Source organism: Modestobacter sp. SSW1-42, assembly GCF_046635825.1.
Classification (GTDB): domain Bacteria; phylum Actinomycetota; class Actinomycetes; order Mycobacteriales; family Geodermatophilaceae; genus Modestobacter.
Genome location: NZ_JBISCA010000005.1, coordinates 207945 through 225358, shown reverse-complemented (window position 1 = coordinate 225358; position 17414 = coordinate 207945). Strand labels below are relative to the sequence as shown.

General features: G+C 74.4%; 17 protein-coding genes and 1 riboswitch. Of the genes, 5 read left to right on the top strand and 12 right to left on the bottom strand.

The genetic code is table 11. The features are described 5' to 3' along the window. Window positions 1-108: 108 nt before the first annotated feature. Complete coding sequence (locus tag ACGBYP_RS18400) at window positions 109-1059, bottom strand: DUF2382 domain-containing protein (RefSeq protein WP_411586429.1); 951 nt, start codon at window positions 1057-1059, stop codon at window positions 109-111. Between the two features lie 211 nt (window positions 1060-1270). Next, complete coding sequence (locus ACGBYP_RS18395; RefSeq protein WP_411586427.1) at window positions 1271-2071, bottom strand: TetR/AcrR family transcriptional regulator C-terminal domain-containing protein; 801 nt, start codon at window positions 2069-2071, stop codon at window positions 1271-1273. 205 nt (window positions 2072-2276) lie between these two features. On the opposite strand from ACGBYP_RS18395, the gene ACGBYP_RS18390 reads away from it, so the two are divergent. Continuing rightward, window positions 2277-3272, top strand: coding sequence for a ferritin-like domain-containing protein (locus tag ACGBYP_RS18390; RefSeq protein ID WP_411586426.1), 996 nt, complete (start codon window positions 2277-2279; stop codon window positions 3270-3272). Between the two features lie 126 nt (window positions 3273-3398). Continuing rightward, on the top strand, window positions 3399-3860 hold the full coding sequence (locus ACGBYP_RS18385; protein WP_411586424.1) for a hypothetical protein: 462 nt from the start codon (window positions 3399-3401) through the stop codon (window positions 3858-3860). Between the two features lie 31 nt (window positions 3861-3891). On the opposite strand, the gene ACGBYP_RS18380 is transcribed toward ACGBYP_RS18385, so the two are convergent. From ACGBYP_RS18380 to ACGBYP_RS18365, 4 genes are read right to left on the bottom strand one after another with little or no spacing between them, the layout of a single operon-like run. Further along, complete coding sequence (locus ACGBYP_RS18380; RefSeq protein WP_411586423.1) at window positions 3892-4260, bottom strand: PaaI family thioesterase; 369 nt, start codon at window positions 4258-4260, stop codon at window positions 3892-3894. A 44-nt stretch (window positions 4261-4304) separates the two neighbouring features. Next, window positions 4305-4595, bottom strand: a complete 291-nt coding sequence (locus tag ACGBYP_RS18375) for a UBP-type zinc finger domain-containing protein (RefSeq protein WP_411586421.1) — start codon at window positions 4593-4595, stop codon at window positions 4305-4307. A gap of 1 nt (window position 4596) precedes the next feature. After that, window positions 4597-6042 carry a sensor histidine kinase gene (locus tag ACGBYP_RS18370; protein ID WP_411586419.1) on the bottom strand — a complete coding sequence of 482 codons (1446 nt, stop codon included), beginning with the start codon at window positions 6040-6042 and terminating at the stop codon, window positions 4597-4599. Beyond that, a complete protein-coding gene (locus tag ACGBYP_RS18365) occupies window positions 6039-7703 on the bottom strand; it encodes an FAD-dependent oxidoreductase (protein WP_411586418.1) in 1665 nt (554 codons plus the stop codon). The genes ACGBYP_RS18370 and ACGBYP_RS18365 overlap by 4 nt, the downstream gene beginning before the upstream one ends. Before the next feature lie 171 nt (window positions 7704-7874). Here ACGBYP_RS18365 and ACGBYP_RS18360 point away from each other — a divergent pair, with 171 nt between their 5' ends. Beyond that, a complete protein-coding gene (locus tag ACGBYP_RS18360) occupies window positions 7875-8537 on the top strand; it encodes a maleylpyruvate isomerase family mycothiol-dependent enzyme (RefSeq protein ID WP_411586416.1) in 663 nt (220 codons plus the stop codon). Window positions 8538-8543: 6 nt separating this feature from the next. Here the strand turns inward: ACGBYP_RS18360 and ACGBYP_RS18355 are convergent, their stop codons facing one another. The 3 genes from ACGBYP_RS18355 to ACGBYP_RS18345 form a co-directional block, all read right to left on the bottom strand. Then, entirely contained in the window at window positions 8544-9791 is a 1248-nt protein-coding gene (locus ACGBYP_RS18355; RefSeq protein ID WP_411586414.1) for an MFS transporter, read from the bottom strand. A 32-nt stretch (window positions 9792-9823) separates the two neighbouring features. Then, a complete protein-coding gene (locus ACGBYP_RS18350) occupies window positions 9824-10834 on the bottom strand; it encodes an alcohol dehydrogenase catalytic domain-containing protein (protein ID WP_411586412.1) in 1011 nt (336 codons plus the stop codon). Next, a riboswitch (TPP riboswitch) is annotated at window positions 10825-10934 on the bottom strand. (Overlaps the previous gene by 10 nt.) 4 nt (window positions 10935-10938) lie before the next feature. Continuing rightward, the gene (locus ACGBYP_RS18345; protein WP_411586409.1) at window positions 10939-11142 is read right to left on the bottom strand and encodes a hypothetical protein; all 204 of its coding nucleotides are present in this window, start codon (window positions 11140-11142) and stop codon (window positions 10939-10941) included. A 180-nt stretch (window positions 11143-11322) separates the two neighbouring features. Between ACGBYP_RS18345 and ACGBYP_RS18340 the strand changes: the two genes are divergently transcribed. After that, window positions 11323-12537 (top strand): DUF222 domain-containing protein, encoded by a 1215-nt coding sequence (locus ACGBYP_RS18340; RefSeq protein WP_411586407.1) that lies wholly within the window; start codon window positions 11323-11325, stop codon window positions 12535-12537. A 57-nt stretch (window positions 12538-12594) separates the two neighbouring features. Here the strand turns inward: ACGBYP_RS18340 and ACGBYP_RS18335 are convergent, their stop codons facing one another. The 3 genes from ACGBYP_RS18335 to ACGBYP_RS18325 form a co-directional block, all read right to left on the bottom strand. Next, window positions 12595-13245, bottom strand: coding sequence for a DUF6518 family protein (locus ACGBYP_RS18335; protein WP_411586405.1), 651 nt, complete (start codon window positions 13243-13245; stop codon window positions 12595-12597). Window positions 13246-13429: 184 nt separating this feature from the next. Next, window positions 13430-14641: an amidohydrolase family protein gene (locus tag ACGBYP_RS18330; protein ID WP_411586403.1), complete on the bottom strand. Its 1212-nt coding sequence runs from the start codon at window positions 14639-14641 to the stop codon at window positions 13430-13432. Window positions 14642-14654: 13 nt separating this feature from the next. Beyond that, window positions 14655-15575, bottom strand: coding sequence for a succinylglutamate desuccinylase/aspartoacylase family protein (locus ACGBYP_RS18325; protein ID WP_411586401.1), 921 nt, complete (start codon window positions 15573-15575; stop codon window positions 14655-14657). A 295-nt stretch (window positions 15576-15870) separates the two neighbouring features. Here ACGBYP_RS18325 and ACGBYP_RS18320 point away from each other — a divergent pair, with 295 nt between their 5' ends. Next, a complete protein-coding gene (locus ACGBYP_RS18320) occupies window positions 15871-17400 on the top strand; it encodes an ABC transporter substrate-binding protein (RefSeq protein WP_411586398.1) in 1530 nt (509 codons plus the stop codon). The last annotated feature ends 14 nt before the right edge of the window (window positions 17401-17414 follow it).

The following is a 17414-nucleotide window of genomic DNA, read 5'->3' as shown; positions in this document are numbered from 1 at the left end:
TGGTGCGTGCCGGGATCCCGGTGACGCCGGGTCGGCCGGCCGCCGGCGGGGTGCGCTGGCGGCCGACCGAGCGGCGGGGTGGGTCACCGCTGCGGTGACCCGGGGAGGTCAGCGACGGTCGTTGTCGCGACCGAGGGCGTCCTTGGCCTTCTCGGTCAGGCTGCGGTCGTCGTCCGCGCGGCCGGTGCGGCCGGTGGTGCCGGCGACCCCGGTGCCGTCGGTGTCGGCCTCGATCTGCTCCTTGCGGACCGTGTCGGTGACCGTCTGCTGCTCGGTGACGGTGTCGACGTCCAGGCGGACGCGCTCGACCGGCACGGCCTCCTTGGCGACCACGGGGCGCTCGGCGTGCAGGACGACCTCGTGCTCCTCCTCGGAGATGGCCGGGCCGTCGTAGGCGTCGCCGCGGTTGGCGTCGGTGATCGGCTCGCGCTCGATCCGGACCTCCTCGTGGGAGACCGGGACGGTCGTCGTGACGTTCTCGGTGACGACGAACTTGCGGAGGCGGGCGCGGCCGGCCTCGACGGTCTGCGTGCCGACGCGGAGCTGCTCCTCCGAGCGCGTCATGGCGTCGTCGGTCGTCGGGCCGGAGGTGTCGTGGCCGACGGTGCCGTGGCGGTTGGTGTCGGTGCCGACGCCGGTGGTGCGGTCACGGTCGGTGTCGATCCCGGCGGTGCCCGCGGCGGCGTAGCCGGTGGTGTCGGTGCCCGTCGTCCGGGTGGTGTCGGTGTCGTAGCCGGCGGTGCCGGTGCCCACGCCGTAGTAGCGGTAGAGCTCCGACTCCTCCTCGGGGGAGAGGTGGCCCTGGTCGGCGTCGACGCGGGGGGCGTCCTTGATCTTGGCCTTCTGGTACGGCACGGCGAGGGTGCCGCCGGAGACGCTGGCGTCGGTCAGCGGCACGAAGTGCTCCTGGCTGCCGAACAGGCCCATGCTGATGGTCGCCCACTCCGGGCTGCCGGTCTGGTCGTCCAGGTAGACCTGGCCTACCTTGCCGAGCTTGTCGCCGTCGGCGTCGACCGCGTTGCTGCCGATGATGTTGGTGATGTCGTTCTGGGTGATCACAGTGCTCCTCCAGGGGGGATCTGGGTGGTCTGTGGACGGCGCGGACTCGCGCTCGCCGTCCGACGGACAGCACTGTGCCCGACCGTTTACGGTGTAAACGATCACGGGCTCACGAATTGTCACTTCTCCCCGGGCGGCACCTGACCTGCGATCTCGCCGTGGCCGGGAGCGCTGATCGGTCACCGCTCGCTCACTCGCGGTGACCGCACCCTCAGACCAGGTCGGCGACGTGCCCGTCGGAGTTCCTGGCCTCGTGCAGCACCCGCTCCAGCCGGTCGAGCAGGTTCTCCAGGGCCTCCTCGAACTCCGCGGCCGACTTGTCCAGCGACAGCAGCTCCTCGGTGCGCAGCAGCGCCGGGAACCGGGTCAGGTCGGTGCGGGCCTGCGCCTCGGGATCGCCCTCGGGCTGGTCGAGCAGGCTCACCTGGGCGCCGATCTGGGTGACCTCGAGCAGCAGGTGGCCCAGCAGGAAGCTGGAGTAGGCGCGGTACGCGGCGACCGCGGCCTGGTCGGAGAAGCCGGCGTCGGTCAGCGTGCCGAGGAAGGACTCGACCATCCGCAGGCTGCGCAGCGGCGGCCGGACCCACGGGGCCGCCGGCGGGCGGCTGGCGACCAGCGGGAAGACCGACGGGTGGGCCAGTGCGATCCGGCGGACGCCGTGCGCCAGCCGCATGAGGTAGTCCTGCCAGCCGTTGTGGTCCTCGACGTAGATGTCGTCGCCGTCGTCCTTGTCGAACAGGGTCTCCACGACCCGGTCGACCACGCCGTCGAGCAGGTCCTCCCGGCCGGGCACGTAGCGGTAGAGGGCCATCGCCTCGACGCCGAGGGCGGCCCCGAGCCGACGCATGGTGAGGGCGGACAGGCCGTTCTCGTCGATGAAGGCGATGGCCGCGGTGAGGATGCGGTCCCGGTCCAGCCCCACCGGGCGGGTCATCTCGCCGGCGGCCGCGGTGCCCTCCTGGACCGCCACCAGATCCGGGTCCCGCGGGTCGTCGCTCGTCGTCTTCGCCACTGCCTTCTCCTCCAGAGTCACCGCCCACTGTCCTCGCCTTCGCGGAGCGGGGCCGACCTGCCCGTCCTGCCTACCCCGCCCGGGGTGGTCCCGCGCGCGCGGGGGTGACGCCCCTCACTGCTAGCCGTGTGCTTGCTCCTGTTAGCGCCCCCGCTGGACGGGGCATGGAGGAGGTGCCCGGTCGCACCCCACCCTTGGAGTCCCCATGGCCGCCACCACCACCCAGACCGCCACGCTCATCACCCAGCTCCGTGCCCTGCTGCAGCTCACCCAGACCGAGCAGCAGATCGCCCGGATCCGGATGGGCCAGGCCCGCACCGACGCCGTCCGCCGCGAGCTGGCCCAGAACGCCGAGCACGCCGGCGAGCGCAGCGCCGCCATCGCCGAGCAGCTGCGCGAGCTCGGCGGGATGACCGACGTCGTCACCCCGGCGCTCGGCCGGCTCGCCGCCCTGGTCAAGGGCACGCTGGAGCAGGCCGAGCCGATCGACGAGGCGCTGCTGCAGGACCTCCAGCTGGAGCACCAGCTGCTGGACCGGGCCACCTACCTCAAGGTGCTGGCCCAGGCCGCCGATCAGCCGCAGGTGCACGCGCTGGCCGAGCGGCTGGTCACCGCCCACTCCGCCACCGTGGAGTGGCTGACCGTGGTGCTGGCCGAGGAGGCCCTCGGTGGCCCGGCGGCGCTGCGGGCCACGCCGCTGCAGCGCGTCGCGGGCGGGGCGACCCGGCTGGCCAACCTGCCGGTGCGGTTCGCCGCCAACACCGTCAACCGGGCCGTGGACTCCGTCCAGCAGGCCGGCGGTCAGGCCGGGGGCGCCGTCACCGGCGTCGTCGACGACGTCACCGGCCGGGCCGGCGCCCTCACCGACGCCGTCCGGGAGACGCTCACCGTGGGCCGGATGGCCTCGCTGCGCCGCGCCGAGCGGATCGCGCAGCGGGAGGGCGACACCGCGGCGGCCGAGGCGGTGGCCGCCACCCGCCGGGAGCTGGGCGACGTCACCGCCGACGAGCTGCCCATCCAGGGCTACGACTCGATGACGACCGCCCAGATCGCCCGGGCGGTGCGCGCTCTCACCGACCCGCAGCAGGTGCGCACGGTCATCCGCTACGAGGAGACGCACAAGGCCCGGGCCAGCGTCGTCAGCGCCGTCCAGACGCGGCTGGCGGCCTTGGCGAAGGAGGCCGTCGGGGTCCAGGACTGACGTCCGTGGAGCGGGGTCGGGACACACCGTCCCGACCCGGCTCCGCAGCGCCAGCACCCCGCCCACCTCCGAGATGAATGTCACGACGGCGTCACACCCCGTGTGGTTGCAGGCAATACTGGCGTCATGACGACGATTCCGGAGGTCGCCACCACCCCCGATGTGCTCGAGCGCGAGTTCTCGCTCATGACGGCGGTGTCCCGGCTGGACTTCCTCAGCCGGCGGGACAACGTGGTGGTCGACGCGCCGAACGACAGCGCGGACGACGACGACGACTGGGCCAGCTTCAAGGCCGGCACGAACACGCAGCTGGACACCGAGGAGGCGCTCGAGCTGCTCGCCCTCGGGGAGGTCGTGGCCCGCAAGGCGCACGAGAACCGCCAGCTGGGCATCGCCGCCGCGCTGCGCGGCGGCGCCGACTGGACCCGGATCGCGCGGGCCCTCGCGGTCACCCCGCGCTCGGCCTGGGAGCGGCACGTCTCCTGGCTGGACGCGCAGGCCGCGGCCCGGCGCAGCGGCGAGCCCGACGCCCTCACCGCCGAGGAGGTCGCGGTGGCCCGCACCCGCGCCGGCCGCCGTCCGGCCTAGTCCGGAGCCGACCCCGCCCGCCCGGGCGGGGTCAGCGGTGGAGCACCGCGAAGGTGGCCACCGCGTGCACGAGGGTGCGGCCGTCCTGCTCCACGTCGGCCTCGCAGACGGTGAGGTGCTCGCCCTGGGTGACCACCCGCCCGGTCACCTGCAGGGTCCCGGGCGCGCCCGGGTGCAGGTAGGTGACCGTCAGCTGGCTGGTCGCCGGGACGTCGTGCTCGCCCGTGCTACTGCGCACCGCCGCCCCCATCGCGGTGTCGGCGAGCGTGGCGAGGACCCCGCCGTGGAGCGTGCCGGCGGGGTTGAGGTGCTCCTCGGTCGCGTCGAGCCGCAGCCGCGCCGTCCCGTCCTCGGCCGTCGTGCCGTACACCCCGAGCCGGTCCACGAACGTCTGCGTCATGCACCGCCCGCTACCCGCCGCGGCCGGGCGCACACGGCCGGCCGTCAGGGACGGGGGAGGAGCAGGGCCCGGTCGGGGTAGCACCAGGCCCAGTGCTCGCGGGGCTCGGCCGAGGCGACCACCGGGTGCTCGGTCGCGGTGGCGTGCGCGGCGGCGTGCCGGTGCGGCGAGGAGTCGCAGCAGCCGACGTGGTCGCAGGTCAGGCACCGCCGCAGGTGCACCCACCGCCCACCGGTGCGCAGGCAGTCCTCGCACGCCTCCGCCGGTCCGAGCGCCGGTGGCAGCCCGTCGGCGTGCGGGCAGACCGCGCCCGCCTCCACCCGCCAGCCGGTCACGTCACCGCGACCGGCGCAGCGGCAGGCGCACGCAGAACGTCGTCCCCTCCGGCCCGGTCGTGTAGCTCAGCGACCCGCCGTGCCGGCGCTCCACGATCCGCCGGGCGTTCTCCAGGCCCAGGCCGCTGCCGCTCCCGGCGGACTTGGTGGTGACGAAGGCGTCGAACAGACGGGTGCGCACCTCCTCGGGAACGCCCGGCCCGTCGTCGGCGATCTCGACGAACACCGCGTCGGCGTCGGCCCGGGTGCGCAGGGTGAGCACGCCCCGGGCGACGCCGTCGCGGGTCATGGCGTCGGCGGCGTTGTCGATGAGGTTGGTCCAGACCTGGTTGAGCTCGGCGGGGTAGCCGGGCACCGCGGGCAGGGCGGCGGTGTACTCGCGCTGCACGCGGATGCCGGTGAGCTTGCGGGCCAGCATGACCAGCGTGCTCTCCAGCCCGGGCTTGACGTCGAGGTCCTGGTGCTGGGCCTGGTCCAGGTGCGAGTACTGCTTCACCGCGCCGACCAGCGAGGAGATGCGGGTGGCCGCCTCCTCGATCTCGCTCATCAGCGTCTCGGTCTCCAACGTGTACCGCAGCCAGCCGAACGCCGCGGACCACTCCAGCCCCGAGTCGACCTGCTCGACGACGTCGTCCACCCAGTGCGCGTCCATGCCGGCGGCGGCGAACACCGGCGCCAGGTCGTAGGCCTGGGCCTCCTCGACGCCGACCTCGACCAGCCGCTCGGCGATCGCGTCCTCGAGGTCGCTCTCCTGCAGGGCGGTGAGGTCGGGACGCGGCTTGAGCGCGCGCTCGACCGCGGCGTCCTGGGCGCGCACCAGCCGGGACACCAGCTCCGGCGACAGCCCGCTGTCGGCCAGCAGCGCGAGCTTGTGCCGCATGGCGCTGGTGCGCCCGCGCAGCTGCTCGGTGGCCCGCACCGCCGCGGCCGCGGGGTTGTTCAGCTCGTGCGCCAGGTTCGCCGACAGGTGCCCGAGCTGCACCAGGTGCTCCCGCTGGCGCAGCGCCGACTCGGTGGCCCGCACGCCCTCGTAGAGGCCGTCGAGCAGGTGCACCGCCATCGGACACTGCTCGCGCACGAGCGTGGTGAAGTCGTCGGCGGCCAGCCGCAGGAACCGGCTGGGCCGGGTGGTGCGCATCGTCGTCGGGTAGGCCTCCGGGGCGCCGGTGGCGTAGGCCCGGGTCGCCCCGGAGTAGGCCCCGCGGTGGGTCGTGTCGTTGATGACGACGTCCTCGCCGTCGGCGTGCTTGGTGAGCAGCAGCCCGCCCTCGAGCAGGACGTACAGCGACTCGGCCGGTTGACCCTCGGAGAAGACGACGACGTCGGCGTCGAACACCCGGATGTCGGCGCGGGCGGCGGTCCAGGCCAGCTCCGCCTCGCCCAGGGTCTCGAAGAGGAAGAGCGTGCGCAGCTCGGCGGTGCTGATCTGCGGGCTGGTCGCGGTCATCCGATGGCCTCCAGGTAGCGGTGCACGAGCGTGACGGCCATGGCGCCCTCGCCGACGGCGGAGGCGACCCGCTTCACCGACTCGGCGCGGACGTCGCCGGCGACGAAGACCCCGGGGACCGAGCACTCCAGGTGGTACGGCGCGCGCGACAGCGGCCAGCCCCGCGGCGGGCGGCCCTCGGCGTCCAGCAGCGAGGGGCCGGTGCGCAGGAAGCCGCGCTCGTCGCGGGCGAAGTCGTCGCCGAGCCAGGACGTCGGCGGCTGCGCGCCGATGAAGACGAACAGCCGGGACGCCGGCACGGTCGTGGTGTGCCCGTTCGCGGAGTTGGCCAGCACCAGCTGCTCGACGTGGTCGGTGCCCTCCACGGCGACCACCTGCGTGCAGGTGAGCACCTCGATCGCCGAGTTGGCCAGGATCCGGGCGACCAGGTACTCGGACATGCTGGCCCGGATGTCGGTGCCGCGGCACAGCAGCACGACCCGGCTGGCGAACTTGGCGAAGTGCAGCGCCGCCTGCCCGGCCGAGTTGGCCGCGCCGACGACGTAGACCTCCTCGCCCTGGCAGTCGGCGGCCTCGTGCGCGGCGGCGCCGTAGTAGACGCCGCGGCCGGCGAAGTCCTCCGCGCCGCGGGCCGGCAGCCGGGTCCAGGAGACCCCGGTGGCCAGGACGACGGCGTGCGCGGTGACCTGGCTGCCGTCGGCGAAGCTCAGCGCCCGGCCGTCGCCGTTGGGCGTGATCGCGGTGACCTCGCTGGCGGTGAGCACCTCGACGCCGAAGCGGACCGCCTGGTCGCGGGCCCGCTGGGCGAGCTCGGCGCCGGAGACGCCCTGGGGGAAGCCGAGGTAGTTCTCGATCCGGCTGGACTGCCCGGCCTGCCCGCCGGTGGCGGTGCGCTCGACCAGCAGCGTGCGCAGCCCCTCGCTGGCGGCGTACACCGCCGAGCCGAGCCCGGCGGGGCCGGCGCCGACCACGACGACGTCGTAGAACGGGCTGCCGGCGGTGGTGGCCAGCCCGCAGCGGGTGGCCACCTCGCGCAGCGACGGGCGGCTGAGCACGGTGCCGTCGGGCAGGACCGTGGCCGGCAGCGCGGCGTCGTCCTCCAGCCCGGCGGCGGTGCGGATGGCGGCGGCGTCCTCGCCCTGCAGGTGCCGGTAGGGCACCTGGTTGCGGGCCAGGAACTCCTTGAGCTCCTGGGTCTCCGGCGACCACTGGTGGCCGAGCAGCGTGAGGCCCTCGAACGGCGCGGGGGTGGCGCGCGACCACTGCTCCAGCAGCTCGTCGAGGACCGGGTAGAGCTGCTCCTCCGGCGGGTCCCAGGGCTTGAGCAGGTAGTGGTCGAGGTCGACGTCGTTGATCGCCCTGATCGCGGCGTCGGTGTCGGCGTACGCGGTGAGCAGCACCCGCTTCGCGCCGGGCACCAGGTCCATGGCCTGCTCGAGGAACTCGACGCCGGTCATGCCGGGCATCCGGTGGTCGGCCAGCAGCAGCGCGGTGAGCTCACCGCGGGCGGTGAGCTCGCGCAGCGCGGCCAGGGCGTCGGCGCCGCTCTCGGCGCGCACCACGCGGTAGCGGTCGCCGTAGTGGCGGCGCAGGTCGCGGGCGACGGCGCGGCTGACCGTGCGGTCGTCGTCGACGGTGAGCAGGACGGGGCGAGCGGGCACGGCACCTCCGGTCTGGGGCCGCCGGGGCGGGCGCCCGGTGGGGCCGCTCCCGGTGGCACCTCCATCCAACCCCTTCGCACCCGCCACCGGAAGCCGCGCGGGCTCCGCTCGCCGCGACCGGTCGCAGGCGGCAGGGTGGAGGCGTCCCGCCCCGCGACCCGAGGAGACCCGATGACCGCGCCGACCGAGCAGCTGGACCGGTGGCGACGAGGGGAGGAGCACCTCGGGACGGCGCTGGGGCGGCTCACCGACGAGGAGTTCGACGGTCCGTCGCTGCTGCCCGGGTGGACCCGCGCGCAGGTGCTGGCCCACGTGGCGCACGGCGCGGACGCGCTGGCCGCCCACCTGACCGAGGCCCGCACCGGCGTCGCCCAGCAGGTGGCCGACGACCTCGCCGGCCTGCCGCCGGCGGAGCTGCGTGCCGCGGTGCTGGCCGCGACCCAGCGGCTGGCCGAGACGGTGCGTGCGGTGCCGGACGACGTGTGGAGCGCGCAGGTGCGCACCGGCGAGGGACACGTCGTCCCCGCCGCCGACCTGCCCTGGCTGCGGGCCCGCGAGGTGTGGGTGCACGCGATCGACCTCGACGCCGGGATCGGGTTCGCCGACGTCCCCGACGACGTGCTGGCCGCGGTGGTCGACGACGTGTTCCGCCAGTGGGACGCCCGCGACACCGTCCCCGACGTGGCGCTGTTCGCCGGCGACCGCGAGTGGGGGACCGGCGCGCTGGCCGTGGCCGGCACCCTGCCGGCGGTCACCGCCTGGATCACCGGCCGCAGCGACGGCGCCGGGCTGCAGGCCGACGGCCCGCTGCCCACCCTGGCGCCCTGGCTGTGAGGTGGGTCAGGCGGGCGTGACGGTGCGGGGCATCGCCAGCGCGGCGAGCAGCCCCAGGCCGAGCACGCCCGCGCTGACGGCGAAGGCCACCTGGAAGGAATAGGTGTCGGTGAGCCAGCCGGCGGCCAGCGGGCCGGCCACGGCGCCCAGGTCGGCCACCATCTGGAAGACAGCCACCGCCTTGCCGCCCTTGGCCGGGCTCACGTCGCCGACGATCGCGGCGGGCACGCTGGCCAGGAACGAGGCGCCCAGCCCGAAGGTGGCCATCGCCAGCAGGAAGACGCCCGTGGCCGGCGGCAGCACCAGGACGGCGATCGACGTGGTCGCGAGCCCGGTGCCCACCAGCAGCGAGGGCCGGCGTCCCCAGGTGTCCGACAGCCGCCCGGCGCGCAGCAGCCCGAGGGCCTGGGCCACCGACCCGGCGAGCAGGCCTGCGCCGGCCCAGGCGACGGTCTTGCCCAGCTCCTCGGTCACGTAGAGCGGCACCAGGGAGTTGCGCACCCCGAACAGCACCCACCCGACGCCGAGGTTGGCCACGAGCGCGGCCAGGTAGGCCCGCGAGCGCAGCGCCGCGCGCAGCCCACCGCCGTCCGTGCCGGGTGGGGGCACCGCGGCGGTGGAGGGCTCGCCGCCCCCGCCCTGGTCGACGGCGGGCGTGACCGGCGGGTCGGCCGGCGGCAGCGCCGCCGGGCGCAGCAGCACCAGCGCGACGCTGCCGGCGACGAGCAGGAACGCGGCGTAGACGAAGAACGGCACCCGGGGGGAGATCTCGGCGAGGAAGCCGCCGGCGGCCGGGCCGGCGATGCCGCCGAGGATGAAGCCGCCCTGGTACGTGGCCGCGGCCCGGCCGCGGGAGGCCGCCGGTGAGGTGCGCAGCAGCAGCGACAGCGCGGCCACGGTGAACATCGCGCTGCCGATGCCGCCGGCCGCCCGCAGCGCGACGAACAGCGGGAAGTTGCCGGCCAGCCCCGCCAGCCCGCTGGTCACCGCGACGATCCCGAGCCCGGCGGCGAGCACCACCCGCTCACCGACCCGCTCGACCAGCGCCCCGCCGCCGAACGCCGAGACGAACCGGAAGAAGGCGAACGCGCTGATCGCGAAGCCGACGGCCGTCGTCCCGACGCCGTAGTCGCGGACGAAGAGCGGGATGGCCGGGGCCACGACACCGAAGCCGAGCGCGACGACGAAGGCCACGATCGCCAGGACGCCGACCTCGCGGGGGAGCGGGTCGGCCTTGCTGTTGCGTCGGGCCACGGGGGTCGATGGTTGCACGGCCCCCCGAAGGGTCAGGGGTGCAGGACCAGCCGGCCGGTCACCTCGCCGGCTCGAAGACGGTCGAGCGCATCGTTGACCTGGGACAACGGCATCGTCGCCGCGACCGGCGGGCTCAGCTGGCCGGTGGCGGCCAGCGAGACGGCGGTCTCCAGCTCGGCCAGGGTGTTGCCGACGCTGGCGATCACGCGCTGCTCGGCGACCACCATCCCCAGCGGGCTGACGGTGAGGGGGTCGGCGCTGTAGCCCACGAGCACGAGCCGCCCGCGCCGCCCGAGCACGCTCGTGGCCAGCTCCAGGGTCGCCGTCACCCCGGCCAGCTCGACCACGACGTCCGCGCCCTGCCCGCCCGAGAGCCGGGCCACCGCGTCAGCGGTCTCGCCGGGGGTGACCGCGGCGGTGGCGCCGGAGCGCAGCGCGGCCTCGCGGCGGGCGGCGTCGCGGCTGACCGCTATCACGGTCGCCCCGCGCCGGCGTGCGTCCTGGACGACGGCCAACCCGACGCCGCCGCTGCCCAGCACCACGACCACCTCACCCGGTTCGACCGCAGCCTCGGTGAGCGCGTGCACCGCCGTCGTCCCCGCGCAGCACAGCGGTGCCGCGGCGTCGAAGGACACCGCATCGGGCAGCCGGACCAGGCAGTGCGCCGGGACGACGAGCTGCTCGGCGAACGCGCCGTCGGCGGCGAAGGCCAGGACGCCGCGCGGGGCCAGGCACAGGTTCTGCCGGCCGCGCAGGCACCAGCGGCAGCGGCCGCAGAACAGGTAGTAGTACACGGCCACCCGGTCGCCGGGCGCCCAGCCGGTGACGTCGGCGCCGACCGCGTCGACCACGCCGGCGGCCTCGTGGCCCAGCGTCATCGGCGTCCGGGACGGGGCGTACAGCCCGTCGGTGAAGTGCAGCTCGGTGCCGCAGACGCCGGCGGCGTGCACCCGCACGCGCACCTCGTCCGGGCCGGGGTCGGGCACCGGGACGTCGTCCAGGGCGAGTGGCTGGTGGGCTCCGTGAAAGCGCGCCGCGAGCATCGGGCAGCTCCCTCCGCCGGCATGAACCGGATCAGGTGTGGACGGTCGGCGGGGGACGTCCGCCATCTCAGCCCGCGCCCGGGCTCCCGTGTGCACGGGCGAACCTACCGGGGCTGCTCCAGGGGGTCGACGCGGCGGAGGAAGCCGCGCACCGAGAGGTGGTCGGAGAGCTGGTCGCGGTGCTGGGCGCAGGCGGCCCAGACCTTCTCCCGGTCGGGGGTGTGCAGCTTCGGGTTGTTCCAGATCAGCCGGAAGGCCGCCGGCTCGCGGCAGCCCTTCGCCGAGCAGATCACCGGGTCGGTCGTCACCGGGCGAGTCTGCCGCGCGGTCTGGGACGTCGTACGGCCGGTCGCCGATCGGGTTGACCTGTTGCGCGTCAAGAGGTCTGGCACATCTGTGGATGAGCATGTGACCTGCGGTTTCGCGTTGCTCTGGTCGGTCGTCATGGATAGGATTCGTACACCTGTTCGAACGGCTGAGGGGGTGTCGTGAGCGAGTTGCAGTCGGCTCTCGACGCCCTGGCGACGGATGAGCTGCACGTCTTGTCGGATGGTCAGGTGCTGGACCGGGTGGCCCTGCTGGTGCAGGTGGTGAACCGGGCCAGCGCCGAGCTCACGCGCACGGTGCGGCACGGAGAGGCGACACAGGCCGCGGAGCACGACGGCATCAGGACGATGCGGTCGTGGCTGGTCGGGCGCGCTCGGCTCGCACCAGCGGAGGCGTCGCGGATCGTGCGGTCGGGACGGGTGCTGGAGCACTTCCCGGTGCTGGCGAACGGGTTCGCCGAGGGTGCCGTGAGCGCGGGGCAGGTGGACGTGGTGGCCCACGCGGTCGGCGCGACGGAACGGGCCCGAGCCGAGGAGCAGGGCATCGACCTGGCGCCGTTCGACGAGGCATGGACGACCGTGGCAGCCGAGGCGCCGCATCAGACGCTGGTCGTCGCGGTGCGGGCCTTCGAGGCCGCACTCGATCCCGACGGCGCCGAACCGGACCCGACCGAGGGGCGGCGGTTGTCGATCGCGAAGCACGCTGATGGCAGCGTCACGGGTCGGTTCGACCTGGATGCGGTGGGTGGGGAGAAGGTGCAGGCTGCCCTCGAGTCGATCGTGCAGGCCGACCGCCCGAAGGGCGACACCCGCACCCGGAGCCAGCAGAATGCCGATGCCCTCGTGCAGCTGGCCGACAACCAGCTCGCCGGCGGGAGCCTGCCGGTGCTGCGGACGGTCAAGCCGCACGTCGTGATCACCGTCGACCTGGAGGACCTCGTCGACCCGTCCACCGGCCCGGACGCCGCTCGGACCGGGTTCGGCGCGACGCTGTCGGCGGCGCGGGCCCGCTGGGTGGCGTGTGACGCGACGGTCACCCGGATCGTGCTGGGGCCCGACGGGTTGCCGTTGGACGTGGGTCGCACCCACCGGGTGGTGCCGTCGCACCTGCGCCGGGCGGTGGAGAACCGGGACGGGCACTGCGTGTTCGCCGGGTGCGGGGCGCCGACGCACTGGTGCGACGTCCACCACCTCGTCGAGTGGATCAACGGCGGCGAGACGTCGTTGGATAACTCCGCGCTGCTCTGCGAGCGGCACCACACCAAGGTCCACCACGGGTTCCGGGTCGAGCGCGACGACGGCGCGCCGCCGGGGCACCGCTGGCGCACCTGGAGACCCGACGGCACCGAGATCCTGATCGGCTCCCTCCTGACCTGAACGGCTCGCCGCCTCGTTGGTGCGGCCGGGCGGCCGGGGGAGAGGCGTCCGCCTGGGTCAGAGGGAGCCGGTGATCAGCAGCTGCTCGAGGAGGTCGGGAGCCGAGACGAGCACCCAGCCGGCGGCTGCCGCCGGCACCGTCCAGAGGGCGACCTCGGCGAGCTGCCGCGGCGAGCGGACGGCGACCGCCAGCACCGCGACGGCGGCCAGCACGGCGAAGCCGACCACCACGACGGCGTCCGCCGGGTAGTTCGAGCTGCGGCGGTAGGCGTCGGCGAGCAGCAGTCCCAGCGCCGCGGCGGTCGAGGCGGCGCCGGCGTGCCCTGGGCGGCCGATCCGGCGGAACGCCCAGCCGAGCAGCGAGCCGGCGACCACCGACAGCACCAGCCACTGGACGAGCTCGCCGAGGTCCACCGCGTACGGCTGCCCGGGGTACTCGATCCCGTACATGACGTCCTTGCCGACGTAGAACGCCACGACTGCGGTTGCCAGCGCCAGCACCGACCGCAGCACCGCCTCGCGCACCGGGCGCCGGGCGCTGAGCAGCGCCAGCAGCGCGATCCACAGCCCGAAGCTGTGCGCCAGCGGCCGGAACGCCTCGCCGTAGTACGCCCAGGCGGCGAACCCGCCGGTGACCAGCCCGCCGGCGACCGCCAGCACGGGGCCGGCCGCCGCACGCGTGCCGGGGGAGACGGTCAGCTGCGTCATCGGTGCACCTCCGCTCGAGCGTGCGGGCGAGCGTGGCAGGTCCGGGGCCGACGACGGCGGCGGCGCGCGCGGGAAACCGGTACGGGATCGTCCCGTCAGCTGGCCAGGGTGCCGCCGTGAACAGCACCGAGCCGGCGAGCCAGGTGCGGCGCAAGGCCGTCTGCCCCGCCGAGCGGGAGGCCGGTCAGCCGGCGACCACCCGGCCGCGGCTGACGACCGTCGCCAGCGTCTCCTCCGGCCGCGACAGCACCCGTACGTCGACCGAGGGGTCGGTGCGGCAGAGCAGGACGTCGGCGGCCGCCCCCGGCGCCAGCACGCCCAGCCGGCCGGCCTGCCCGAGCAGCTCGGCGCCCACCAGGGTGGCGCTCTCCAGCACCTCCCACGACGACTGCACCGCGGCCCGCAGGGTGAACTCGCGGTTCTGCTCGGCGGCCATCGGGCCGAGCAGGTCGGTGCCCAGCGCGATCCGCACCCCGGCCGCGGCGGCGGTGCGCACGGCCGCGGCGCCCCGGTCGGCCACCGCGGCCAGCTTGGTCATGCTGTCGGCCGGCAGGCCGAACTCGAGTCCGCGCTCGGCCAGCACCGCGTAGGCGCTCAGCGTCGGCACCAGGAACGTGCCGGCCTCGGCCATCAGCTCGGCGTCGGCGGTCTCGATGAGGTTGCCGTGCTCGATCGTGCGCACGCCCAGCCGCACCGCCCGCTGCACCGCGGCCCCGGCGTAGGCGTGCCCCGCGCAGTACAGGCCCAGCCGGTCGGCCTCCTCGACGGCGGCCCGGATCTCGGCGTCGGAGAACTGCACGCCGTCGACCCGGTCGGCCGGGCTGGTGATCCCGCCGGACAGCATCAGCTTCACGAACGTCGCCCCGCGCCGGCCCTGCTCGCGCACCGCCCGCGCCACCTCGTCGCCGCCGTCGACGATCCGGCCGATGCCCGGGACGTCGGGGTGGGCGTCCCACAGCTCCCGCCCGCGCGGGCGCAGGTCGGCGTGCCCGCCGGTCTGGGACAGCGCCTTGCCGCAGGTGGACAGCCGCGGGCCGGTCAGCACGCCCTCGTCCAGCGCGCGCGCCAGCCCGGCGTCCGCGCCGCCGGCGTCCCGCGCGGTGGTGAAGCCGCGCCGCACCATCGCCGCCAGCGCCCGGGTGGCGTGCGCGGCGACGTAGCTGGCCGGGTGTCCGGAGTCGGCCCACTCGTCGGCCGACAGCGACGTCACGTGCACGTGGCAGTCGATCAGCCCCGGCAGCGCGAACAGCCCCCGCCCGTCGACGTCCCCGGCCTCCAGCGGGCCGTCGTCGTCGGGGCCCACGGTGGTGAGCACGTCGCCGTCCCAGGCGAGCAGCTGGTCGGGGACCGTCCGGCGGGCGGCGACGTCGACGACGGAGACGGAGCGGATGCGCATGACCGGCACCCTCTCAGGCGCGGGCGAGCCCCAGCAGCAGCCCGTCGGCGTCCACCGCCGGGCTGGAGGTGAGGAACAGCGGGACGCCGTCAGCCGGCGCCACCACCCGGTGCAGCTCGGCGCCCCACGGGTCCAGCAGCACGCCCAGGACGTCGCCGGTGCGCACGTCCGCGCCCACCGCCACCGCCGCCTGCCAGAAGCCGCGGACCGGGCTGCGCAGCCACACCCACCCCTCGTGCTCGACCGGGGCCGCGACGGGGACGGCCACGTCACCGGGCAGCATCCCGAGCGAGGCCAGCACGTTGAGCACCCCCTGCAGGTGGCCGGCGACCGACGCCGGGTCGCAGATGCCGTTCGCGCCGATCTCGGCGGTGATCGCCGGGACGCCGATGTCGGCGGCCGCCGCGCTGGTGCTGCCGCCGACCGTGCGCGCCGCCCGCGACTGCCGGACGACGTGGCCGGTGCCGTAGGCCAGCGCGAGCGCGCGGGACTGCTCCTGCACCGGCGACTCCTCGTACAGGCAGAACGGCTCCAGCGCCTCGGGCAGGTCGCCGGCGTGCAGGTCGACCAGCACGTCGGTGGGCCGGATGAACGCCTCGAACAGCCCGTGCGCCAGCGCCTCGGTGTAAGAGCCGGCCGGGTCGCCGGGGAAACTGCGGTTCAGGTTCGCCCCGTCGACCGGGACGACGAACGGCGTCCGGGCCCAGAACGCCGGCTGGTTGAGCACCGGCACCACGGTCAGCCGCCCCCGCAGCCGGCGGGCGTCCAGGGTGGCGATCAGCCGCAGCAGCGCCGCCATCCCCGTGTACTCCGCGCCGTGCACGCCGGCGACCACGGTCAGGTGCGGGCCGGCGTTGCCGCCGGTCACCGAGGCGTAGGGCACCTCGACGGGCGGTCCGGGCAGGTCGTCGAGCGTCAAGGTCGTCCGGTCCACGACCGCATCGTGCAGGTTGCGATCCGGCAACGAAAGCGTGCGCCAGGTCACTTTCCAAACGTAACAACGGGGTAATGTCCGCCTCCTACTGTAACGATCACTACAGCCGAGGGACGCCGCTCGCGACGGCTCCCGCGGCACCTCCCGCGCCGTCCCGACCGGTCTCGAGCACGCCCGGCCGGACGGCGGAACGGTGCTCCGCTGTCCCGGAAGTCCCCACCCACCCGCTGCGGCGGTCCGAACGATGAGGCAGTCCATGACACGTGCAACCCGATTGAGGTCCGCAGGGATCGCGGTGACCGCCGCGGTCGCGCTCACCGCCTGCGGCGGTGGCTCCACCAGCTCCACCGGCACAGCAGCCGGCTCCGGCCCCGTGGAGGGCGGCGACCTGACCATCGCCCGCGCCGCGGACATCCTGGCGATGGACAAGACCACGACGTTCGACAACAACTCGATCTACGTGATGCAGCAGATCATGGAGCCGCTGTTCACCGTCAGCGAGGACGGCAGCGAGGTGCAGCCGCTGCTGGCCACCGACTACACCGTCTCCGACGACAAGCTCACCTACACGATCAAGCTGCGGCAGGGCGTGACGTTCTCCACCGGCGCCCCGATGACGGCGAAGGACGTGAAGTTCTCGATCGACGAGAACACCAAGACCGGCGCCGACGGCTGGGGCTTCGTCAACGCCGCCATCGACACCGTCGAGGCCACCGACGACTCGACCGTCACCATCACGCTCAAGTACGCCTGGGCCCCGCTGCTGGCCGACCTGGCACTGTTCAGCAACGGCGTCATCCCGGCCGACTACGGCGGCAAGACCGTCGAGGAGTTCTACGAGGCCCCCGTCGGCACCGGCCCGTTCCTGTGGAACGAGTGGAAGCAGGGGCAGTACCTCAAGCTGACCAAGAACCCCGACTACTGGGGTGAGGACGGCCCGTACCTCGACAGCGTCACCTGGACCGTCGTCCCCGACGCCAACACCCGCAAGCTGCAGGTGCAGGGCGGCCAGGTCGACATCGACGAGTTCCCGGACTGGTCCAGCTTCGAGTCGCTGAAGACCGCCCCAGGCGTCACCGCCACGGCCTTCCCCTCCACGCGCATCGACTACGTCGCCTTCAACCAGCAGAAGACGCCCTTCGAGGACGTCCACGTGCGCCGGGCGATCAGCTACGCCATCGACCGCGAGTCGATGGTCAAGACCGTGCTGTACGGCAACGGCCAGGCCGCGGACTCGCTGCTCTCCCCGGGGACGCCGTTCTACGCCGCCAACCCCGACGCCCCGCAGCTGGACCTGGAGAAGGCCAAGGCCGAGCTCGCGCAGTCCTCGCAGCCGGGCGGCTTCGCCACCAGCATCCTGATCAACGCCGGTGACCCGAACCAGGCCTCGGTCGCCCAGATCATGCAGGCCCAGCTGAGCGAGCTGGGGATCCAGCTGGAGATCAAGACGCTGGACCCGACCGCGGTCAAGCAGGCCCGCAACGCCGGGGACTTCGACATGATCATCAGCGGCTGGACGATGGACATCCCGGACCCCGACCAGTGGACGTCGTTCGCGGTGGACCCCGAGGGCGGCTCGCACTCGGCCTACACCTACTACGACAACCCCGAGGTCGTGGCGCTGAACAAGCAGGCGCAGGCCGAGACCGACGACGCCAAGCGCGCCGACCTGTACGAGCAGCTGCAGAGCCAGGTCGCCGAGGACAGCTTCGCGGCCTACCTCTACTACTCGCCGTACGCCTACGCCATGAGCACCAAGGTGCAGGGCTTCCAGGTCACGCCGCTCGGCAACTACCCGCTCGCCGGGGTCTACAAGACCCAGTGATCCCCGGCCCCCTC